Annotated in this window: 16 protein-coding genes; 7 read left to right on the forward strand and 9 right to left on the reverse strand. The window is 57.7% G+C overall.

Going from position 1 to position 21,760, the window contains the following annotated elements; translation table 11 throughout:
• Positions 1-335 precede the first annotated feature (335 nt).
• The 4 genes from AMUC_RS11405 to AMUC_RS11420 form a co-directional block, all read right to left on the reverse strand.
• Complete coding sequence (locus AMUC_RS11405; RefSeq protein ID WP_012421160.1) at positions 336-983, reverse strand: NAD(P)H-dependent oxidoreductase; 648 nt, start codon at positions 981-983, stop codon at positions 336-338.
• Between the two features lie 32 nt (positions 984-1,015).
• A complete protein-coding gene (gene hisC, locus AMUC_RS11410; protein WP_012421161.1) occupies positions 1,016-2,107 on the reverse strand; it encodes a histidinol-phosphate transaminase in 1,092 nt (363 codons plus the stop codon).
• A gap of 334 nt (positions 2,108-2,441) precedes the next feature.
• Positions 2,442-2,579, reverse strand: a complete 138-nt coding sequence (locus AMUC_RS12735) for a hypothetical protein (RefSeq protein WP_157738294.1) — start codon at positions 2,577-2,579, stop codon at positions 2,442-2,444.
• Positions 2,576-2,734 (reverse strand): hypothetical protein, encoded by a 159-nt coding sequence (locus AMUC_RS11420; RefSeq protein WP_153816444.1) that lies wholly within the window; start codon positions 2,732-2,734, stop codon positions 2,576-2,578. The genes AMUC_RS12735 and AMUC_RS11420 overlap by 4 nt, the downstream gene beginning before the upstream one ends.
• A gap of 209 nt (positions 2,735-2,943) precedes the next feature.
• Between AMUC_RS11420 and AMUC_RS11425 the strand changes: the two genes are divergently transcribed.
• Both AMUC_RS11425 and AMUC_RS11430 read left to right on the forward strand, forming a co-directional pair.
• The gene (locus AMUC_RS11425; RefSeq protein ID WP_012421163.1) at positions 2,944-3,432 is read left to right on the forward strand and encodes a transcriptional regulator; all 489 of its coding nucleotides are present in this window, start codon (positions 2,944-2,946) and stop codon (positions 3,430-3,432) included.
• Between the two features lie 273 nt (positions 3,433-3,705).
• Complete coding sequence (locus AMUC_RS11430; protein WP_012421164.1) at positions 3,706-5,190, forward strand: SecDF P1 head subdomain-containing protein; 1,485 nt, start codon at positions 3,706-3,708, stop codon at positions 5,188-5,190.
• Here the strand turns inward: AMUC_RS11430 and AMUC_RS11435 are convergent.
• Entirely contained in the window at positions 5,111-6,427 is a 1,317-nt protein-coding gene (locus AMUC_RS11435) for an acyltransferase family protein (RefSeq protein ID WP_081429245.1), read from the reverse strand. The genes AMUC_RS11430 and AMUC_RS11435 overlap by 80 nt on opposite strands.
• On the opposite strand from AMUC_RS11435, the gene AMUC_RS11440 reads away from it, so the two are divergent.
• Positions 6,407-8,053: a fumarate hydratase gene (locus tag AMUC_RS11440; RefSeq protein ID WP_012421166.1), complete on the forward strand. Its 1,647-nt coding sequence runs from the start codon at positions 6,407-6,409 to the stop codon at positions 8,051-8,053. The two genes, AMUC_RS11435 and AMUC_RS11440, sit on opposite strands and share 21 nt — an antisense overlap.
• A gap of 136 nt (positions 8,054-8,189) precedes the next feature.
• Here AMUC_RS11440 and AMUC_RS11445 read toward each other — a convergent pair whose 3' ends face one another.
• Complete coding sequence (locus AMUC_RS11445) at positions 8,190-8,726, reverse strand: hypothetical protein (RefSeq protein WP_012421167.1); 537 nt, start codon at positions 8,724-8,726, stop codon at positions 8,190-8,192.
• 175 nt (positions 8,727-8,901) lie between these two features.
• Between AMUC_RS11445 and AMUC_RS11450 the strand changes: the two genes are divergently transcribed.
• Complete coding sequence (locus AMUC_RS11450) at positions 8,902-9,354, forward strand: 6-pyruvoyl trahydropterin synthase family protein (RefSeq protein ID WP_012421168.1); 453 nt, start codon at positions 8,902-8,904, stop codon at positions 9,352-9,354.
• Between the two features lie 97 nt (positions 9,355-9,451).
• Here the strand turns inward: AMUC_RS11450 and AMUC_RS11455 are convergent, their stop codons facing one another.
• From AMUC_RS11455 to ffh, 3 genes are all read right to left on the reverse strand, one after another.
• A complete protein-coding gene (locus tag AMUC_RS11455; protein ID WP_012421169.1) occupies positions 9,452-10,210 on the reverse strand; it encodes a DUF3313 domain-containing protein in 759 nt (252 codons plus the stop codon).
• A 120-nt stretch (positions 10,211-10,330) separates the two neighbouring features.
• Positions 10,331-12,016 carry a beta-N-acetylhexosaminidase gene (locus AMUC_RS11460; RefSeq protein ID WP_157738296.1) on the reverse strand — a complete coding sequence of 562 codons (1,686 nt, stop codon included), beginning with the start codon at positions 12,014-12,016 and terminating at the stop codon, positions 10,331-10,333.
• A gap of 92 nt (positions 12,017-12,108) precedes the next feature.
• A complete protein-coding gene (ffh, locus tag AMUC_RS11465; RefSeq protein WP_012421171.1) occupies positions 12,109-13,548 on the reverse strand; it encodes a signal recognition particle protein in 1,440 nt (479 codons plus the stop codon).
• A gap of 111 nt (positions 13,549-13,659) precedes the next feature.
• Between ffh and nadA the strand changes: the two genes are divergently transcribed.
• The 3 genes from nadA (at position 13,660) to AMUC_RS11480 (ending at position 21,757) form a co-directional block, all read left to right on the forward strand.
• The gene (gene nadA, locus AMUC_RS11470; RefSeq protein ID WP_012421172.1) at positions 13,660-14,595 is read left to right on the forward strand and encodes a quinolinate synthase NadA; all 936 of its coding nucleotides are present in this window, start codon (positions 13,660-13,662) and stop codon (positions 14,593-14,595) included.
• A 16-nt stretch (positions 14,596-14,611) separates the two neighbouring features.
• The gene (locus AMUC_RS11475) at positions 14,612-15,634 is read left to right on the forward strand and encodes an SAM-dependent methyltransferase (RefSeq protein WP_012421173.1); all 1,023 of its coding nucleotides are present in this window, start codon (positions 14,612-14,614) and stop codon (positions 15,632-15,634) included.
• Between the two features lie 384 nt (positions 15,635-16,018).
• Positions 16,019-21,757: an RHS repeat domain-containing protein gene (locus AMUC_RS11480; RefSeq protein ID WP_012421174.1), complete on the forward strand. Its 5,739-nt coding sequence runs from the start codon at positions 16,019-16,021 to the stop codon at positions 21,755-21,757.
• Positions 21,758-21,760: the final 3 nt, after the last annotated feature.

Genomic DNA, 21,760 nt, shown 5'->3' on the forward strand with positions numbered 1-21,760 from the left:
TGCTCCAAAAACTACGCGCCCGCCGCCCCTTTCTTGCAGAGAAAGGGAGAAAAGCGGAAGAATTCTCCCTCTCTCAACCGGGCGGGACGGACATTCCGCCCAAACGGATTGCCGCGCGCCGGGCTTCATGAAGGAAAACCGCCGGCCAAGAGAGGCTTTCCCTCCTGTTCCAATAAATTATTATCCCAAAGAACCCGTTGTTGGCGAGATAAAAAACGTGGAGCCCCGGGCTGCAGGGAAAAAAGATGCCGCACGACGGCAAAACGCCCCCCCACGGCAAAAAACGGGAACCGGCCGTCCCTATTAGGGCGGCCCGTTCCGGACAAAAAATAAAATCAGGCGCGGATATCAATCACCTCTCCGGCGGGAAAGCGCACCTTGGCCTCGCGGGCATAAGCGTCATCCTTGGCGCGGTAGCCCAGAGCCACCCCCACCACAGAGCGGTACGGCGTACCGTCCAGGCCCAGGATTTCATCATACTTGGCGCGGTCCATGCCGCCGATCGTGCAGGAATCCACCCGCAGGGCGGCGGCGGCGCTGAGCAGGAACCCCACGGCAATGTACACCTGGCAATCCAGCCAGGCATGCATCTTTTCCGGAGCCAGAGCCTCCACGTAGCTGGTATAAAAATCGGCGGAGGAAGCCAGTTTTTCAGCGGAGGGGCGGCGCGTGAATTCAATCTGGGCCAGGTAACGGTCCACATCCCGCCTGGTGGCGTCGCGCCGGGAGCACAGCACCACGTAATGGGAACAGTCCTCCACCTGGGACTGGTTCCAGGAAACCTCCCGCAGGCGAGCCTTCAGTTCCCTGTTGGTCACGACGACAAACTTCCAGAGCTGAAGCCCCAGGGAGGAGGGACTGAGACGCAGGCTTTCCGCCAGCGCATGCCAGGTGGGCTGTTCAAGACGGGCTTCAGGATCAAATTTTTTGCAGGCGTAACGCCATTCCAGACCGTCAATATACTGTTCCGGGGAGATCATCATGCAGGGTGAGACACGAAAAACGGAAAAACTGTTTAAAGAACCTCTTTCAATACCTCAATGCAGCGGGCGTTCTCCGCAGGAGTGCCTATGCTGATGCGTATCCATTCCGGCAGGCCGTAACCGTCCTGCGCGCGGACGATGACTCCCCTGGCAAGCATATCCTGGAACACCTGCTTGCCCCGGCCCACTTTCACCAGGATAAAGTTGCCCTGGCTGGGAATCCATTCCAGGCCCATTTCCCGGAAAGCCTGCTCATAAAAACGCATGCCTTCCTTATTATTCTCCACAGTGCGGCGCACATGCTCCCGGTCCTCCAGGGCGGCCAGGGCGGCCTCCTGGGCCAGAACATGCAGGTTGAACGGAGCACGCGCCTTGTGCAGCATGCTGCAAACCGGTTCCGGCGCAATGCCGTAGCCCACGCGCAGCCCCGCCAGGCCGTAAGCCTTGGAGAAGGTGCGCAGAACAACCACGTTGCGGCCTTCTCGCACAAATTTGAGGGTATCCGGAGGATTGTCGGAAAACTCCCGGTACGCCTCGTCAAAGACCACCAGCACATGTTCCGGGACCTTCGCCATGAAATCGTCTATTTCCTGCTGTCCCACTACGGTGCCTACGGGATTGGTGGGATTCGTAATGAACACGACGCGCGTATTCTCCGTAATAGCGGCCAGGAAGCCGTCCAGGTCATGCGTCCAGTCCTCCTTGTTGGGCACTTCCACGTACGCGGCGCCAAACAGCTTGGACATGATAGGGTACATGGAAAAGGCGTGTTTGGCGGCCACCACCTCCGCACGGGGATTCAGCAGGGCATGGCAGATCAGTTCAATCACTTCGCTGCTGCCCGTGCCCACTACCGTCTGGCCGAACTCCACGCCGCAGAACTCCGCAATAGCGGAACGCAGGCGGAAAGCCGCTCCGTCCGGATAAATGTTCACGCCGGCAGCCGCACGGGCAATCGCCTCCACCGCCTTCGGGGACGGCCCCAGAGGATTTTCATTAGACGCCAGTTTCACAATATCATGGGGATTCAGGCCCAGTTCCCGGGCCGTCTCCTCAATCGGCTTGCCCGGCTGATAAGCCACCAACTCCAGCACATGCTGATTTGCGAAACTCTCAATACTCATAGCGGCGGAATGTTACCGCCATTCCCCGTTTCTGGCAATACGGATTTCCATCCGGCCGGCCCCTGGGAAGATGACAGCCGTTTAGAGAATCTGCGCTGGCGGAAAAGTGGAAACCTTTTCCGGAATTTTTCCATTCTTCCTGCAACGCCCTTCTACCGGAGAAAGGCAGCCGTCCACTTTCTCCGGCAGATTTCCGCCTGCTTTTCATGACGGACCGCCCAAATATGAAGGAGCACAGCCCCGGAATTCTTCAATGCCCCATAAGGTCAAAAACATTTCCCTTAAAAAGCGGGACGGCATTCCGTGACGGACGGTAAACTGGCCCCCTGCCCTCCTATTTTTTACGGCTGCGGCCCCTGCGCGGGCGGCTGCACAGGGTCTGGTACCCGGCCACGACAAAGGCGAACGCAGTCACCGCCAGAAAGGAACGGAACAGCCAGGCCAGAAGTTCCCAGTAAATCTCCTGAGTCATGCGGAAGGTTTTTTACCGGAATCGGGAACGTTCCCCAAATCTTCCCGGAGGCGTTTGACGGCACAGGCAATCAGGGTGGCTTTATCCAGCTGGCAGCGTTCCATGTTCAGCGCGTCCGCTTCCGCATCCCGGAAAAAATGGACCGATAACGGCATTTTCCCCTTGATTTGAATTTTTTTCTGACTCTTTTTTTTATTTTCCGTCTTCATAAAAATCCTTTTTTTGGTGCAATAACGGCCTTAACAGCCCTTTTGCGCCCCTACAATGCACCTGAAACGGTATTTCAGTCAACAAAAATATACCATTAAAATGACTTTATACAAAAAAGGTTGAAAAATAGCACCATTTTCGTTACAAAGGGTGCATGAGTGAGAATCAGGACGAACTCAAAGTGCAGATCAAGGCTTGGCTGAAACAGCAGAACATTTCCCGCAATGATTTTGCGGCGGAATGCTTCGTGTCTCCCAACACGGTCCGCAACTGGCTTGCCAAGGTGGCCATCCCCAAAGACAAGGAAGCTCTCATCCGGCTCATGATGGAAAAAACGGAAAGGGAGAAAAAACTGAAAGAGGCGGCAAGAGCCAATTGGAAGCCCTTTGTCGTCATGCTGAGTTCCGAGGATTACAAACTCATCGAAGAAGCCGCCAGAAGGGACAACATGACGGTGGAGGAATGGGCGGAAGCCACCCTGATCAAGGATGCCCAGAAGAGGATGAAAAATTATTACGACGACAGCAGCCTTCCGGAAGATGTATCCCTGGCGGCGGAAGTACCGGAGGAATACGGAGCTCCCAGACGTTCCGGCCCTTCATCATCTCCGCCCTCTTCTGCCCGCCGCAAGCCGCGGCAATAAATCCTGGAGGGCATGGCATCCCGCTGATGTCCCGCCTGCCTGCCGGCTTCCGCCAGCGTGCTGTTCCGCGGAGGGCTTCCCCAGGCGCCGGGAACACCGATCTCCTTTGTTGTGCGCCGAATCAACTTTTCTCTTGCTTTCCGTTCTCCAAAAGTTCTATTTCCGTTGACTGTGAGTCAATTATTTTATCTACTGCTTTTTCCCGCCTTTTGTTTCCCGCTTTCGGCCCGCGCGAAAGCGGTTCCGCCGTCTGTTCCCGCCGTCTCCGTCAGGATGGTGCATCCGGACAGCCAGGAGCTGGACCGGGAAAGGAGCCCTGTTCCGGAAGGATACACGCCTTATACATACGAATTCCGCGACCGCCATGGAAAAATGCAGCGGGAACGGCTGTTCCTGAAAAATACCCCCATCATCACGGAATCGGAAGTGGAACAGGCAAGAATTGAGCCGGAGAGAAGAGAATGCCTCCACATCACCCTGAATACACAGGGCGGAAAAACCATGAAAGCGGCAACCTCCGCCATGAATCTGGGCCGCGACAGGCTGGCCCTCGTCGTTCAGGGAAAAATCAAGTCGGCCCCCGTGGTGCAGGCCGTCATATCCCGTACTTTTGAAATCTCCGGACTGGACGGAAAAAATGAAGCCTCCGGACTGGCGGAACTGCTCAACCGGCAGGCACCCACAGAAAAAAACACACCCTTCATTCCACAGGATCTGGCCCTGTACGCCGTCCATCCGGAAAGCCGCCGTCTGGTGGAAGAAGGAGCCCTACGCGTACCGGGCTTCAGGCTCTGGAAGCTCCCGGCGCACCGGCAGGGAAAAACGGGAGAGGTAGAATATCTGTTCCTGGGGAATTCTCCCATCATTTCCGGAGACTGCGCCAGACATGCGGAGCCAGATATGGAACATCCGGGAAGCCTGGACATCACCTGGAACGAAGAAGCATTCCGTAAACTGGAGCGGGCATCGGCCGGACTACGCCCCGGCAAGGACAGGATTGCTGTCGTTCTGCGCGGAACCATTCTGTCCACCCCCTTATTCCAGGGAATGCCTTCCCGCACCACTCTTATTCCCGGTCTGGGGGATGACAGCCGGCTGGATGCCCTGTGCCGGGCCATCAACAACACCCTTCTGCCGCTGACGGAACAGCAAAAACGGCATGTGAGGGAAAACGTGGCTCTTTATCCCATCCATCCGCGCAGCCGGGAATTGGAACAGCATTTTCTTCCGGAACTTCTGCAGGGAAAATCCATCCGCCTGGAAAGCGGATTCCGTTCCATCCCCTATACCTGCCCCGATTTCCCGAACCCCGTCCGGACCTATGTCTTCATCCGCCCGGAATCCCTCATTGGGCCGGAGGACATTCAGGAGGTGGAACGCGACCAGGATGGAACAATCTCCTGCCAACTTCTGCCCGGGGCATGGGAAAAAGCGTTTGCTTTCATGAAGGCAAACCCTGCGGGCCAGGTGGAGGCGGCAGTTGTTTTCCGGGGGAACATGCGCCTCCGGTTTGAAATCAAAAGATTCTCCCTTCAACTGTGGGGGATGCCTGTGCTGGATTCCATCCAGCCAAATTCTTTCATTTACCTTCCTGAGCCGGAAGAAGAGCAACGGATGTACCGGGAGTCCTTTCACCTGGCAATCTACGGCTTCCTGGAACCCGTTTGCCCGTGGTTCTTTAAAAGCTCTCCCGTGTTCCGGGCATGGGGTTCCCGGCGTCCCTTTCTGATGATTGACTCATCCCTGAAAGGCCCCTGATTAAAGGAATCGTTTCGTCGCACGCGCCATGCTGCGCTTGCCGCCGGCCGGTATTTTTCACATGGGCCAGATACGGCAGAAGGCACGGGGCAAAACGTTTCAGGGCAAAATAAAACAGGACGATGGCCGCAAACACCAGCAACGGCGTGAAGAAGGCGAACAGGCTGGATTTCATGGCGGGAGGCAGGAAACCGTAAATGGGCCAGTGCAGCATGAACGTCAGAAAGCAGGCGGGAGCCAGCAAAGCTATTTTCGCAGACAGGCCGGGCAGGTGCTTTTCCATCCAGATGCCTGCGTACATGATCATCATGACACCCAGAAGCATGCCAATGGCCGTCTCTTTCCACAGGGGGATCACTCCGGCGGAATACAGCGCTATCAGTACAACGGGCATAAAAATGCTTACCCAGAAAAAAATGCCGAATTTTTTATTCATCAACAGATGAATGTCGTCAATCCGCCGGGAACTGAGCGCAACGCCCAGCAGGTAAAAAGCACAGGTTCCAATGGAAATCGTCTCCGTGTGGTCCGGGGCCGTGTTGAAGAAACAGAAAAAGAGGAGCACCGCAGGAAACAGCAGGATTTTGACGCGGACCAGAAGAGGCGTCAGCAACGTGAGAATGATAATGTCCCTCAGGAACCAGGAAGGGCCGATGGGGGGAACGGCATGGGAGTCATCTGCGGAGAAAAGGTTCATGCCCGGAAGAAAGACGTCCCGGATACCAATTAAATTCTCAAGGCGGAAGGAAGCGCCGTCATGAGGCAGGACAAGGAACACGTACAGTACATTCCAGAACATGAACGGAATAAACAGCCAGAAAGCCCGGTTAAAAGCCTTGTTCCAGGTGATGTTCCTGCCCAGGAAGTACCCTGCCAGCACCAGGAAAAACGGAACCCTCCCCAGGTAAAAGAGATGGAGGCTCACCGCCTGGAGAAAGGGGGAGGACAGGTGGACGTACATGATCAGAAGGGCTGCAATAACCCTTGATACGTCAATCCATAAGACACGTTTTGATGGGGGGGGGGGGGGGGGGGGTAAGCGTGTCAAGAATCGGAGGCTGGTTTTGGGAGTTATACACTTAAGCGGGGAAAAAGTAATGCAGGCGGGTGTCAAAGTCAAGTATCCGGAACCTTTTCGGGCATGGGCTCCGCATGGGGGCATCCCTGATTTTTTTGCTCGAACCGGATTCGGAGCTTCGCTATATTGGCTCCCGTTATGGCAACACCGGATTTTCATTATCAGGATCCTTTTCCCATGGAAAAGGACGACACCCAATACCGTCTCATCACGTCAGACTATGTGAGCGTAGGCGACTTTGAAGGACACCCCATGCTGAAAGTGGAACCGGAGGGACTGCGCCTGCTGGCAGCGGAAGCCTTCCATGACGTGGCCTTTTTCCTGCGCCCCGCCCACCTGAAGCAGGTGGCCGCCATTCTGGACGATCCGGAAGCCAGCGACAATGATAAAAGCGTGGCCCTGACGATGCTCCGCAACGCGGAAGTGGCGTCCGCCGGCATCCTGCCCTTCTGCCAGGACACAGGAACCGCCACCATCGTAGGCAAAAAGGGCCAGCAGGTATGGACCGGCTGTGACGACTGCGAACAGCTTTCCCACGGCGTTTACGACGCCTATACCCAGAACAACCTGCGCTATTCCCAGACGGTGGCGCTGGATATGTACACGGAGAAAAACACCGGCACCAACCTTCCCGCCCAAATTGACCTGGAAGCGGTGGAGGGCATGAAATACTCCTTCCTGTTCGTCGCCAAGGGCGGCGGCTCCGCCAACAAAACTTACCTTTACCAGGAAACGAAGGCCCTGCTCAACCCGGCCACGCTGAAAAAGTTCCTGGTGGAAAAGATGAGTACTCTGGGCACGGCGGCCTGCCCTCCCTATCACATCGCTTTCGTCATTGGCGGAACCTCTGCGGAAAAATGCCTGAAGACCGTGAAGATGGCTTCCACGAAGTACTACGACAATCTGCCGACTACGGGGAACGAACACGGCCGTGCCTTCCGTGACCTGGAACTGGAAAAGGAACTGCATGAAGAAGCGTGCAAACTGGGCCTGGGCGCCCAGTTCGGCGGCAAGTGGTACGCTCTGGACGTGCGAGTTATCCGGCTGCCCCGCCACGGCGCCTCCTGCCCGGTTGGCCTGGGAGTCTCCTGCTCTGCGGACCGCAACGCGAAAGCCAAGATCACGCCGGAGGGCATCTTTATTGAACAGCTGGAAACCAACCCCGGCCAGTATATTCCGGAAGCCCTGCGCATGACCTCCAGCGAAGCTGTCTCCATTGACCTGAACCGCCCGATGAAGGAAGTTCTGAAAGAACTGGGCAAGTACCCCGTCACCACGCGCCTGAGCCTGAACGGCACCATCATTGTGGCGCGCGACATCGCCCACGCCAAGCTGAAGGAACGCCTGGAAAAGGGCGAAGGGCTGCCTCAGTATATGAAGGATCACCCCGTGTACTACGCCGGCCCGGCCAAAACTCCTGAAGGCTACCCCTCCGGTTCCTTCGGCCCCACGACCGCAGGCCGCATGGATTCCTACGTAGACCTGTTCCAGGAAAACGGAGGCTCCATGATCATGATTGCCAAGGGCAACCGCAGCCAGCAGGTAACGGATGCCTGCCGGAAGCACGGCGGCTTTTACCTGGGCTCCATCGGCGGCCCGGCCGCCATTCTGGCCAAGAACAACATCAAAAAAGTGGAACTGCTGGAATACCCGGAACTGGGCATGGAAGCCATCTGGAAAATTGAAGTGGAAGATTTCCCCGCCTTCATTCTGGTAGATGACAAGGGCAACGATTTCTTCGCGAAAATCCGCGAAGGATGGGCCTGCGCCGGTTGCGGGCATTAAGCCTGAACCGGGAAAAAGATGATTCACTGCCGGAGCCTTTCGGGGCTCCGGCTTTTTTATGCCCCGGGTTCAGCCCTCCCAGTACAGACGGAACGAATATCCGGGAGGAAACTTCCGGAATGCCTCGTGCGCCCCTTCACGCAAACAGGTAATAAACCAGCATCAGCGCCAGATTGGCGCCGGCAGCCAGCATCACCCCGCCCGGCTTCAAATACGGCGCCTTTCCAAGAAAGACCGCCAGTACCGCAAAGACGGAGTACAGGGATATCCACATCAGAAAAAATGCTGTCAGGTTCCGCCCGTTCCCCTGCCCGTCCAGGGGCATGTTCCCTCCGGGGAAAAGGAACGGCAACGCCGGAAACACGGCGTAAATGACATATACCCAGTTCTTCACTATCATCCTGAAAGAAACCGTCAGCGGTTCCCTGCCAAACAGGATATTACGGGAGCAGGCGTTCCGCGTCTTTTCCTTCCGCAGAGCGCAGGGCAAATAGAAGGGAAGAAGCATCAGCGCCAGGACGGGGCCTGCATATAAAATAGCGGCCATTCCCGCTACGAAAGCGAAGAAAGCGACAATAAGGACAGGCACGCCTGCCATGAGCAGGAAAAGAAAGGCTGTCCTGCGCTCCGCCTTCTCCCCCATTTTCAGGAAAGACCATGAAAGATAAGCCATAGGGTAAAAATATGGTTTTTTAAAGTTTGCCAGAAACAGGGGTCGTGCGCAAGGGAAAGCCGCCCACGGAGCATCCGGAGCAGCGAAGCCCCGTCCCTCCGCACGCGGCAGGATAGGAACCAGACAGACTCTGATTGGGATTGCCCCGCACCCGCGCCCACGTTATCCTGTCCTCATGGTCTACCGAATTTGCAAATCCATCGAACTGGAAAACGGGCATCTCCTGTCCAAACATCCCGGCAATTGCAAATTCCCGCATGGCCATACGCGCTCCGTGGAAATGGTGTTCCGGGCGGAAACGCTGGATGCCAATGACATGGTGTTGGATTTCAAGGCCGTCAAGCAAATGATGGGGGATTTCCTCCAGCAGTTTGACCACTCCCTGTGCGTGAATACGGAGGACCCCAATTACGCTGCCTTCGTGGCCGCATACGGGGAGCGCATCATTCCCTTCGACCGGGAAGACCCCACCAGCGAGGTGATGGCACGCGTCATTTTCAATGTTGCCCGGCACGCGCTGGAAAAAGCCAGGGAGAACCCCGGCGAATATCCCGTGCGGGCCTGTGTTGAGCTGGAACGCGTGCGCGTGTGGGAAACCAGCAGCTCCTGGGCGGAATATGGGGAATAACTGAAACAGCGCGCTTCCCGCCGGGAGGAACGCTCTGCAAAGATTCCCGGCCCCGCGGAAGGCACGGCCGCAATGCAGCCACCCCGGTGTTCATCCCTTAAAAGGGATTCAGGCATATCATGCGCTTCTGCGTCCAGTGCCCGTAGGTGGAAGAATACACATCCGTAATTTCCCGGGCCCATTCGTCAATAGTGCGCTGATGATGGGCGTATTTTTTAAAATCTTTGGTGTCCACGCCCAGCAGGGAGCTGTGGTCTTCCTCATAATCCGCAAATTCGGAGACGATGCGGCCGGACTCATCCCTCAGGCGTCCCGCCATGGCAATGTGCCCTTTCTTGATGAACCGCTTAACCAGCCCTCCCCCCTTGATGCCGCTCAGCGCCGTGACAAAGATGCCGGCCCTGGCATTTGTGGGAGTGATGGAAATGATGGCGAGTTCCAGCGTATAAGCCCCCTTGGTTCCCGGAGGCACCATTTCAAAATGCGGATTTTCGGCAACCTCCTTTTCCATGCTGGTTGCAACGCTCTTCTGGAAGTATTCCGCCAGGCTGCGCAGGGCATCAAACCCTTCCGCAGTATCCGGCCTCACATCCATGTGCACTGTATCCACCGGAACGACGGCCATCAGGACTTTTTTCCCATTCACGCCGTTCACCCGGTCATTCCAGATTTTTTTATCATCGGCATTCCAGTACGCGTCAAAGGGAATATGGGAATCCTTATTTTTTACCTGATGAGTGATAAATCCTGTTTGGGGAACATGTTTGAAATTATTGGAACAAGACACTACCGCCATGCAGCCAAGCAGCACAAGGGCCATCAGGGAAGCCGGGAATAAAAAACGGTGTTTCTTCATATCAAGTAACAGGCAGAATCGTTTTTATCATGGCCCGGCACCAGCTGTCAATAAAACCTGCGGGTGAAAATCCCGGGCTGGGGCTCTCCTGCCGGGCAGAAAGAGCCAAGGCGGGAATTCCTAGTCTTCTTCATCCATGGGGCGGTATTTCACGGCCAGTTTTTCCAGGATTTTCAGGGCCCTGGAGGCACGGCTGCGGAAGGATTTGTAGTCCCGGGGGTCGCAGTCGCTCCAGGCGCGTTCGGACAGGGCCAGGGCGCGCGGCCATGCCATGTATTCCACCAGCCCCATATTGTACAGGTATTCCGTCCAGATGTTAGCCTGAAGGCCGCGCACCCTGGCGGCTTCCTCCGGGGAGAGTTCCGGCAATTCATAGCCGTACACCTGCTTGAGCGGAATAAGGCCCCCGACGGCTTTCGGCTCCGTGGATGCGGCAGACTGGTAATAGTCAAAATAGAAGTGGGAACACGGCGCCAGAATGACGGGATGCCCTTTCCTGGCTGCCGCCGCAGCAAAGCCGTTGCCGCGCCACGCCATAACGAGGATGTGTTTGTCCGCCTCCAGTTCCCCGGCTTCATCCCAGACGATGGCGTCATAACCGTCCTTCCGCACGTAGTCCGCAATCTGCTGCAGGAAATCCCGGCCCAGGGCCTTGAGATCCTTCTCCCTCAGGTTCTTTAAACGGTTCTGGCAATACCGGCATTTTTTCCATGCCTCGGCAGACACCTCGTCATGGCCCAAATGGATAGGGGAGCCGGGCGGAAAAACGGCCTTGAGTTCATCCACTACGTCTTTCACGAAGCGGAGCGTTTCCGGGCGCCCCATGCAGACGGCATCCCGTCCTTTTTTCCCCTCCACGGGAAAATCCACACCGTCGCAAATCAAATCCCCGTAGGCATGCATGGCCGCATAGGAATGGCCGGGAAGGTCTATTTCCGGAACAACGGTAACCTGGCGGCTGCGCGCATAGTCAATAATCTCCTTCATCTGCTCCTGGGTGTAAAAACCGCCATAGGTAGCTTCCGGGTCATGCTCCTGGATGGCGAGTTTCACTTCCTGCCAGTTCCATTCTCCGTCAGCGAGCGGAACGCGCCAGGCGCTCATGGAGGTAAGCAATGGATATTTTTTAATTTCCAGGCGCCAGCCGGGACCGTCCGTCAGGTGCAGGTGGAGGCGGTTAAGCTTGAACAGGGACATGGTGTCAACCATGCGCTTGACTTCCGCCATGGTAAAGAAGTGGCGGGAAACATCCAGCATCAGGCCCCGCCATTCAAAGCGGGGATCATCCCGGAGGGAAAAAACGGGTACGGAAAACCCCTCCCCGGTCCGGTTGGCGCTTAAAATCTGGACCATGCTCTGCCACGCGTAGAAAAGGCCCTGGGGCGCCGCCGCTTTCAGATGCAGGATGCCCCTCCCTTCCACGTCACGCTTCAGGCGGGCCTCATATCCTTCGCCTGTCCCCGAGGGGGTTCCCTCAACCGAACAGACGGCATCCGCAGAGGCTTTGTCACGGGTTATGGAGAGGCCGGACAAAACGCCCTGGGCATTGAGCACATTCAGGAGAGCTTCCACTACAGGAACATCCTTTTCCGGCGCATAGACCGCCAGCCGCAACGGGAGATGCGCCACGGCGGCCCGGTCAGACCTGCATGCGGAAGGCGCGGGGAGCAGCACCTCCTCGGCCGGCAGCATTTCCGCCATGCCGGCGCCCGGTAATCCGGACAGGGCCAGCCATGCTGCCAGACGGAAACAACACCCCTTATTCATCATCCCGGAAGTACGGCCCACCCTGGTCTCTTCTTTCAATGGAAGGAGCTTTCCCTCAGACCCCTGTGTCCCGGAAGGCAAAGGCGCGGCCATATTCAGCCGCGCCTGCCGGATTCCGTCCTTTTTTACATTCACCTGCGTCCGCCAAAAAGGCCACCAAGGCCGCCCCCCAATCCACCCAGGCCCTTCAGGCCGCCCAACCCTCCGCCCATGCCGGGAAGGCCGGGCATCTTGCCCCCCTTCCCTTTCATGGAAGCCATCTGCTTCATCATGGCGCCCATTTTGCCCTTGCCGGACATCATCTTGCGCATTTCGGAAAAATTCTTGATCAGCTTGTTCACCTCCATCAGAGGACGGCCGCAGCCCGCGGCAATACGGCGGCGGCGGGACGGATTCAACAGGTTGGGATTGCTCCTTTCCTTTGCCGTCATGGAGAGCACAATGGCTTCCATGTGCTTCATCCGCTTGGGGTCCAGGGCGCCTTCCGGAAGCTGTTTTTTGATTTTGCCGAAGCCGGGGAGCAGGCCCAGCAGTCCTTCCAGCGGTCCCAGGTTCTGCATCATCTTCATCTGGTCCAGAAAGTCGTTGAAATCAAATTGGCCGGACATCATGCGGTCCATGGATTTGGCAGCCTGCTCTTCGTCAATGCGGGCGGCGGCATGCTCCACCAGCCCGACAATGTCGCCCATGCCCAGAATGCGATCCGCCATGCGGCCGGGGACGAAGGGGCCGAACTGATCCAGCTTTTCCCCCTCACCGGAAAATTTGATGGGCTTGCCCGTTACGGAACGCATGGAAAGAGCCGCGCCCCCGCGGGCATCGCCGTCCAGCTTGGTCAGGACGATGCCCGTCACGTTCACGGCACGGTCAAAGGTCTGGGCCACATTCACGGCCTGCTGTCCCGTGGCGGCATCCGCCACCAGGAGCGTTTCCCTCGGCGAAAGGAAGGCGTGCAGCTGGCGCAGCTCGTCTATCAGGGCTTCATCCACTTCCTGACGGCCCGCCGTGTCAAAAATCATGACGGTTCCGTTCTGGGTCCGGGCCCATTCCAGAGCCTCGCGCGCCACGGCCACCACGTCCCTGCTGCCTGGTGCGGGCTTATAAACGGGCACTCCTATTTGTTCCGCCAGCGTCGCCAGCTGGTCCACGGCGGCGGGACGCACCAGGTCGCAGGCCACCAGCAGGGGGCGGCGCCCCTCGTTCTTCAGGCGGAGGGCCAGCTTCGCGCTGGTCGTGGTCTTGCCGGCGCCGTTCAGCCCCACCACCATGATTCTGGCAGGGTCCGTCAGATCCAGCCCCACGGCGTCCCCGCCCAGCAGGGCGGCGATTTCATCACGGAAAATTTTGACGATTTGCTCTCCGGGCTTGATGGATTTGAGCACTTCCTGCCCCATCGCCCGTTCCTTCACGCGGCCGATGAATTCCCGGGCCACGCCAAACTCCACGTCCGCCTCCAGCAAAGCCAGCCGGATGTCGCGCAGGGCGTCTGCAATATTTTTCTCGGAAATTTTGCCCAGGCCGCGCAGCCTCCGGAACGTGTTATCCAGTTTATCTGCTAAAAGTGAAAACATAATCGTATGATGCGCCAGACTGTGCCACATTTCCCCCTTCCCGTCAACAAGCTCGCCCTGCATGGGACATGATGCTTGACTTGCCGGGGGCTTCGCCCCATCTTTTCCCGCATGGCACCCTTTGACCTGAAAGAGGAAATCTTACGCCTGAAAGAAAAACGCAACGCCATCATTCTGGCGCACAGCTACCAGACCGGGGATATCCAGGACATGGCCGACTACGTGGGCGATTCCCTGGGGCTGGCCTACAAGGCGCAGAATACGGATTGCGACGTGATCGCCTTCTGCGGCGTCCATTTCATGGCGGAAACCGCCAAAATTCTTAATCCGGACAAAACCGTCATCCTTCCGGATGCTGATGCCGGCTGTTCCCTGGAAGCCTCCTGCGATGCCGGGGAACTGGAAGCCTTCTTAAAGGAAAACGCCCATAAGAATTACTATGTAGTGGCGTATGTGAACTGCTCCATCGGCGTCAAGGCTCTGGCGGACGTAATCGTCACCTCCGGGAATGCCGTAAAAATCGTCTCCCAGGCTCCGGAGGACCGCCCCATCCTGTTCGTCCCGGACCAGAATCTGGGTGCATGGGTAAGCCGCCAGCTTGGCCGCCCCCTGGAACTGTGGAACGGGGCCTGCCACGTGCACATGGAGTTCACGCGGGACCAGATTCTTGCCCTGAAAGAAAAACACCCCGGTGTGCCGGTAGTGGCCCATCCGGAATGCACGGAAGCCGTGCGCCTGCTGGCGGACCATATCTGCTCCACGGAAAAAATGATCCCCTATTGCACGGAAAACCCCGCCAAATCTTTCATCATTGTGACGGAATCCGGCATTCTGCACCGTCTCCGCAAGCTGGTGCCGGGAAAAGAATTCATTCCCGCGCCCACGGAGCAATGCTCCTGCAGCACCTGCCCGTACATGAAAATGAACACGCTGGAAAAACTGTACCTGGCCCTTCGGGACCTTTCTCCCGCCGTGGAACTGCCGAAAGACCTGCGCAGAAGGGCGGAAGCCCCGCTGCTGCGCATGCTGGAGCAATCCCAATCCTGACCTCTGCCTTCCCCGCATGATACGCCTTTCAGACCACATCGCGGCCGCTGGCGGCTGGCTCTCCCTGGAAGCTTTCATGCAGCTGGCCCTGCACCACCCGCAGGAAGGGTACTACTCCTCTTCCATTGAAAACATCGGTCAACGCGGGGATTTTTCCACCACCCCCACGCTTTCCCCCATCCTCGCAAAAGCCATTGTCGCGCACTGGAAAGAAGCCTGCTCCCGCTGCGGCAGGCGGCTGCCTCTGCTGGAAATAGGCGCCGGCTCCGGTGCCCTGGCCGTTAAAATCCTGGAGCAGCTGGGATTCTGGAACCGCCTGAATACGGATTACGTGATTGTGGAATCTTCCCCACGTCTGCGCGAATTCCAGCACCTTCTGCTGGGAGGCCGCGCTAAAATTTACTCCACCATGGAAAAAGCGCTGAAACACTGCGGAGGCAAGGCCTTTATTTTCTCCAACGAGCTGGTGGATGCCTTCCCGGCGCGCGTATTTGAATACACGGAACAGGACTGGAAAGAAGTGGGGCTTGTCGTGAAAAACGGAGCCGTCCGGGAAGAACTGCGCCCCGTCCGGCAGCAGCCGCTTTTCTCCCATATGCTGGAATACGGCTCCCAGCCGGGGCAGCGGGTGGAAATTCACGACTCCTACGCGCGCTGGTTTACGAGCTGGCTTCCCCTCTGGAACATGGGCGTCATGACGGTCATCGACTACGGGGATGAAATGGAGCGGCTGTACTATCGCCGCCCCCGGGGTTCCCTGCGCGGGTACAAAAGCCACCAGGTGCTGACGGGGGAGGAACTGTACCGTAACCCCGGCCTCACGGATTTGACCTGTGACGTCAATTTTACGGACCTGCTGGAACTATCCCGCAACTGTCTGGGAGACCGGGTCACTTTCATGACCCAGCGGGACTACCTGCTCCCCCATGCGGAAAACACGCCGCAGGATGCCTTTCTAACGGATGAATACGGTGCCGGAGAACACTTCCACGTACTCATTCAGGAACGCCAGCGGCTGCAACCGGAAGGCACCCAGTAATCCAGGAAACCGTACTTGGAAATGCCGGACGAAACCTAAGCAGGCCCCGTCCGACAGCGACGGCCCCATCTTTCTCCGAGAGAGAAAAACATTGATTACAGGAATTAGACTGATGCCCGGAAGGGATGGCATCCTGTCAAGGGCTCAGCATGAGAGGAAAACATTTTCTAACAAACAGACAACATTGATGTCTATTAAGGGAATGCACTGAGCGTAAGAATTATAATATTATTTTCTCATGGAATAAATTCTCATGTTCTTAAAATAACAGAAATTTTCAAATAAATTCTTATTGACGCTAAATCTGAATAATGCTACTACGAAAATAATAATAGAGGGTTGTTCTCTTCTAATTTCATTATCAATACTAACTCTTAATACCTGATGAATCCCCCTCATCGTTCTGCCGTTCCCGCTTACCGGAAATGGTACTTTGGAGCCGGCGGCAGCGTCGGCAGGCGGGGCATGGAGGCAGCTCCGGAGCCCGATCCGCTACCGTTTGAAGCGATCCGGATCCATGGGGAAAGAACCGTGGGGCCGCCGAGCACGTCGGCGGACGGGCACAGCGCGCACGGGACATTCACCATCCCGGAAGGGGAGGGGGGAAAAAAGCTCTACGGCACCTGCTCGCTCTTCCTTGGGGTGGACGACTGGGGAAGCCTGGAAGTAAAGGACTCCGGCGGCAACGTGGTGGCGCAGGTGGATCTGAAAGAAAACCCGCAGACGGCGGGCGAACAGGGCGGGCACAAATACCACACGGGGACTGGCGGGGCGCAGCTCCCCTCCGGCACCTACAGCTGGGAAGTCAGCCAGACCAACATCGACTACAATCCGGCAAGCGGCAACACCTCCATCTGCAACTACAGCATCGACGTGGTGCCGACGGAACCGGGGGGCAGGAAAGAACCCGAACCGTGTCCCTGCGAGGGAGACACGTGCGACAACAGCGGCGGAACGCCGCCCTCCCCGCCGCAGGCCCGGTCGTGCCCTGAGGCGGGCATGGAAAGCGGCGCCCTGGGAAACTACAGCTCGGCGGGGTGCAGCGTGACGGCGGAAAGCACGGCCACGCTGATGTACTGGTCCTGCAACTTCGGAGCGTTCCGTGGACTTGGGGGCCTTCCGGCCGGAAGGGTGGAACTGAGGGCTGAACAAAACGTCTCCGGCCTGGAAAGCCCCTCCTCGCTGGCCTACAACCATCCCCTGAACAGCCGTCTGGACGTGCCGGAAGGGGGCATTGCGCCGGGAGTGCGGTTCAACCTGGTGCAGGGAGACCGGGTGATTGCCATGCGCTGCTACACGGACGGGTCCGTGCTGCCCATCGGGGTGGACACGTCGGGCGGAGGGCGTGCGGCGCTGGCCACGGTGGAAGGACAATCCTGCCTGCGCTGGGTGGTGGAAGACGGCAGCCAATACCTCTTCTCGGCGGAAACGGGAACGCTCCTCTCCTACACCACCACGGACAGGCAGGTCATCTCCAACGCGTCATCCTATCTGGACGTCAGGCATGCCGGAGACGGCTCGCTGAGGCAAATCTGGAACCTGTGGGACGGCCTGCTCAACGTGGAAAACGTCACCTCCACGGGCTACACCATCGCGCTCTATACCCCTGGGCAAATCACCGGAACGGACGAACAGGGATTTTATACCGTTACGGGCGCTCCCTTGAAAACATTTATTCTTTCCCTGGATGCTGAGGAAAAGTTCACCATCACGGAACAGGCGCCTGCCAGGCAGCCCTACGCCGTCACCTGGTGGAACGACGGCCTGGCGTGGAACATGCGGCAGGGCACGGGGGAAGACGCCCTCACGACCCTCCGCACGCGCACGGAGCTGGAACCGGAAAACTCGGTCTGGCAGCTGGTCACGGAAATCTCCAAAAACGGAATCGTGGCGGCGCGCACCTGCGCCATCTACCAGACCACGGACGTGGGCGACCTGCTGCTCACGCTGGCGGAAGGCTACGGAAGCCCGGAGGAGCAAACCACGCAATACGCCTACGACCAGTGCGGACGGCTCAGAACGGAAACGGCCCCGGGCGGCAGCCAGACTCATTACGCCTATGACCTCTACGGCCGCCTGCTCAGCCGGGACGAACCGTGGGCGGAAAGCGGCAGGCGCATCACGCGCTACACCTACGCCTGTTCGGGAGAAGCCGACTTCAGCAACGAACCCGCCACGGAAACGGCAGACCTGCTTCCGCTGGAAGGACACGTCAAAACGCTGACATCCACCACCTGGAAATACACGACGGCCAACCACATCAAAAGAACGGAACGGCGGGTCACCGGACTGGGCGTGACGGGCACGCGCCTGACGGCGGAGGAACAATGGCTGGCCGGAGCCGCCAACATCCATGCCCGCGGACGCACGCGGTTCAGCCGGGACCTCGACGGCGTGCAAACGTGGCACGACTACGCGGCCACGACGGAGCACGGCGCCCTCTACACGGAAACGGTGGAAACGCGCATCAACGGAGAAGCCGTGCCGGGACAAAGCACGCGCGCCGTCACCTGGATCACGGCGGAAGGGCAGCGCGTCAGGGAAGAAAACTACCTCCTGCTTTCCACCGGGCAATGGGCGCTCACGGGCAGCGCCGTCTACGAATTTGACACGCAGAACCGGTGGGTGAAGCGGACGGCGGGCAACGGCCGGCTCACGGAACGCGAACTGATGTGCGACGGAGGCCTGCTGTGGGAAATCGATGAAAACGGCATCAGGACGGACTACGCCTACGACACGGCGCGCCAACTGGTGGAAGTCACGCGTTCCGCCGTGATGGACGGGGAAACCGTCATCACGCCGGAAACCATCACCACCTACGTCCGGGATGCGGCAGGGCGCGTACTCTCCACGCGTCAAGACACGGGGGCGATGACCACGCGGGAAAGCGCCACCTACGACCTTCTTGGCAGAACAACCTCCACCACGGACGTCCTGGGCCGGGTCACTACCTACGCCTACAGCCAGGACGGCTTGACGGTCACGCAAACCGTCCCTTCCGGGGCTACATTCATCACGCGCAGCGCGCCGGACGGAACGGTGATGGAAGAATCCGGCACGGGGCAGCGGCACGTCATCTACGCCATCGACCTGGTCAGCGACGGTGTGCGGACCTTCACGAAAGCCGTCTCCGGGGAAACGCAAACCGAGCTGCAGCGCAGCATTGTCAACGGAGCCGGGGAAACCCTGCGCACGGGCGTCCCCAACACCACCGGTGGCGTCATTTACACGAGGAACACCTACAACGCCAGGGGGCAGCTCACCAAAACGCAGACGGACGCGGGCAATGCGGCCACGACGATGGCCCCGACCCTGTGGGAATACGACGCCTTCGGCAACAAAACGAAAGAAACCTGGAAACTCGCCGATCCGGCCACGACATCCAACTCGCGCATCACCACGTGGAGCTACGGCGTGGAACAGGCCCAGGATGAAGTATACCGCGTTGTTACGGCGACCAGGAACAACAGCCGGGGAACGACCTATAACGAAACGCAGAAAACGCTGGCTTCCTCCCTCTCGTCCACGCTGGAAAGCAAAGTCATTTCCATCGACCCCAGGGGAAACGCTTCCGAACAATGGAGCGAATACGGTCCGGGCGCCGTCCGGACGCAGAAAAGCAGCATCCCCACCTCCGACATCACGGCCGCCGCTACGGTCATCGACGGTTTTATCATCTCGCAAACGGACCATGCGGGCGTCACGGCCACGCATACCCGCGCCTACACGGAAACCGGCGTCATCTACGCCAGCACGGACGGCCGGGGCAACACGGTCACGACGCACACCGACCTTACCGGGCGCACGATCTCGGTGACGGACGCGGCGGGCAACACGACTTCTACCGCCTACGGCCCCTGGTTTGACCAGCCTGCCGTCGTCACCAACGCCCTGGGCAACACGACCTGCTACGGCTACGACCTCCGGGGCCGCAACACGGCGCAATGGGGAACGAGGGCCCAGCCCCTGCTCTTCGGCTATGACGAGGCGGACAGGATGATAAGCCTCACCACGTTCCGGGAGGACGCGGGCGACATCACCGCCGACCCCACGGGACGCACGGACGGGGACGTCACTACGTGGAGCTACGATGACGCCACGGGCCTGCTCATCCGCAAAACCTGGGCGGACGGCACCCATGAAGACACCGCCTACAATGCCCTGAACTTCAAATCCACGCTCATGGACGCGCGGGGGGTGGTCACCACCTGGGGCTACAACCTGAAGAAGGGGGTCAACAACTCCGTCTCCTACAGCGACTCCACGCCCGGCATCCAGTACGCCTACAACCACCTCAACCAGCTGACCCAGGTCACGGACGCCTCCGGCTCGCGCGTCCTCACGTACACCCCCTGCAACGAACCGGACACCGACAGCATCACCATCGGAGGGAGCTCTTACCAGCTCCAGGAACACTACGACACTTACGGACGCTCCTCCGGCTATACCCTGAAACAGGGAACCGACGTCCTCCAGGAAGCCAGCCAGGGCTATGAAACCGACGGAAGGCTGGCCAGCGCCGGAATCAGGCACGGGGGAACGGAGCAAAGCTTCGCCTACGGCTACCTGGCAGGAAGCAGCCTGCTCTCCAGCCTTGCGATGCCCGACGGCATCGTCCGGGAACTTGCCTATGAACAGCGCCGCAACCTGGTCACGGCAATCAACTGCCGCCTGGGGGAAACCGTGCTGGTCTCCCGCAGCCAGGGCTACGATGCCCTGGGACGCCCGGTCACCCGCACCCAGCAGCGTGGAACGGAACCCGCCCGCAGCGACAGCTTCAGCTACAACGGCAGAAACGAACTCACCGCCGCTACCCTGGGCGCCGCCCCCTACGGCTACAGCTACGACAACATCGGCAACCGCAAGACGGCACGGGAACCGGCCGAAGAACTCGCCTACGCGGCCAACGGGCTCAACCAGTACACCGGCATTGAAGAAAGCGGGGAAGCTCCTTTTGTGCCGACGTACGACGCCTCGGGCAACCAGACCCTCATCAAGACGTCAACGGGCATCTGGACGGCCGTGTACAACGCGGCCAACCGCGCGGTGAGCTTCACCAGCCGGGACGGCGCGACAGTCGTGGAATGCGGCTACGATTACCAGGGACGCCGCTACATGAAGAAAGTGACCCAAAACGGCACGGTCGCCAGCCACGAACGCTATCTATACCGCGGCTATTTACAAATAGCGGCATTGGATATGCTGGACAACCGTAACGTGCTTCGCACGCTGTTGTGGGATCCTCTGGAACCGGTGGCCACCCGCCCCCTGGCCCTCGCGCAGGGCGCTTCCCTGTACTGCTACGGCATGGACTTCAACAAGAATGTGTCGGAGGTCTTCGACGCACAGGGAACGATCGCGGCGGCTTACGACTACTCGCCCTATGGGATAGTTGGCAGCACAGGCAACCTCGTCCAACCCGTACAGTGGTCCGGCGAGATGCACGACGAAGAACCCACCCTGGCCTATTATAATTACCGCTTTTACAACCCCAAAGACGGCAGGTGGATCAATAGGGATCCCATCGCTGAACAGGGAGGATGGAATTTTTATGCGTTCGTAGGGAACAGCCCTCAAGATAAGTTTGATGCTTTGGGGTTAGAAGATAAGAAAAAAGATAAAGAATTTCTTGGATATGTTTATGATCAAACTTTAGAAGGAACAGACATATACATTTGTGAAACAACAGGATTGAAAATAAATGACAAAATTTTAAATAATACAGTTTCAGAATCCATGAACGCTTTTAAGGAAGCTAATAGTGCTAATCAAGCGGCAAGCAATATTAGATATGCAAAAGATTTTAGTAAAAAAGTGTCTAAACTTTATAAAGTAACTCCTGGAACAAAAATTCCCGGAGTAAAAATTTCTTCAATTAAAGATATAATTGATTTTGTTTATATCAAAAGAGATGAAAAAGTTGCATATCAACAATTTTATGAAGCTGCTACACGATATCAAACGCTAAAGAAAAAGACATTCTCAAGTTGTTTTGAATTATGCGTAGCCATGGGAGAGTATGCAAAAGTATTTTTAAAAAATGATTTAGGAAAAGGAATAGTTAAATTTTCTACTGACTATTGTATTTCTAAATGTAATAAAAGGCATAAAACATTAGATTAACAA

Source organism: Akkermansia muciniphila ATCC BAA-835 (genome assembly GCF_000020225.1).
In the GTDB taxonomy this organism is placed as follows: Bacteria; Verrucomicrobiota; Verrucomicrobiia; order Verrucomicrobiales; family Akkermansiaceae; genus Akkermansia; species Akkermansia muciniphila.

Bases quoted from the DNA above. Each gene is read 5' to 3' on its own strand.
- ffh (WP_012421171.1), bottom strand. From the start codon at position 13,548: ATGTTTTCACTTTTAGCAGATAAACTGGATAACACGTTCCGGAGGCTG.
- AMUC_RS11455 (WP_012421169.1), bottom strand. From the start codon at position 10,210: ATGAAGAAACACCGTTTTTTATTCCCGGCTTCCCTGATGGCCCTTGTG.
- AMUC_RS11405 (WP_012421160.1), bottom strand. From the start codon at position 983: ATGATGATCTCCCCGGAACAGTATATTGACGGTCTGGAATGGCGTTAC.
- AMUC_RS11425 (WP_012421163.1), top strand. From the start codon at position 2,944: ATGAGTGAGAATCAGGACGAACTCAAAGTGCAGATCAAGGCTTGGCTG.
- AMUC_RS11440 (WP_012421166.1), top strand. From the start codon at position 6,407: ATGGCAACACCGGATTTTCATTATCAGGATCCTTTTCCCATGGAAAAG.
- AMUC_RS11435 (WP_081429245.1), bottom strand. From the start codon at position 6,427: ATGAAAATCCGGTGTTGCCATAACGGGAGCCAATATAGCGAAGCTCCG.
- hisC (WP_012421161.1), bottom strand. From the start codon at position 2,107: ATGAGTATTGAGAGTTTCGCAAATCAGCATGTGCTGGAGTTGGTGGCT.
- AMUC_RS11480 (WP_012421174.1), top strand. From the start codon at position 16,019: ATGAATCCCCCTCATCGTTCTGCCGTTCCCGCTTACCGGAAATGGTAC.
- AMUC_RS11475 (WP_012421173.1), top strand. From the start codon at position 14,612: ATGATACGCCTTTCAGACCACATCGCGGCCGCTGGCGGCTGGCTCTCC.
- AMUC_RS11450 (WP_012421168.1), top strand. From the start codon at position 8,902: ATGGTCTACCGAATTTGCAAATCCATCGAACTGGAAAACGGGCATCTC.
- AMUC_RS11445 (WP_012421167.1), bottom strand. From the start codon at position 8,726: ATGGCTTATCTTTCATGGTCTTTCCTGAAAATGGGGGAGAAGGCGGAG.
- AMUC_RS11420 (WP_153816444.1), bottom strand. From the start codon at position 2,734: ATGCCGTTATCGGTCCATTTTTTCCGGGATGCGGAAGCGGACGCGCTG.
- AMUC_RS12735 (WP_157738294.1), bottom strand. From the start codon at position 2,579: ATGACTCAGGAGATTTACTGGGAACTTCTGGCCTGGCTGTTCCGTTCC.
- AMUC_RS11430 (WP_012421164.1), top strand. From the start codon at position 3,706: ATGGTGCATCCGGACAGCCAGGAGCTGGACCGGGAAAGGAGCCCTGTT.
- nadA (WP_012421172.1), top strand. From the start codon at position 13,660: ATGGCACCCTTTGACCTGAAAGAGGAAATCTTACGCCTGAAAGAAAAA.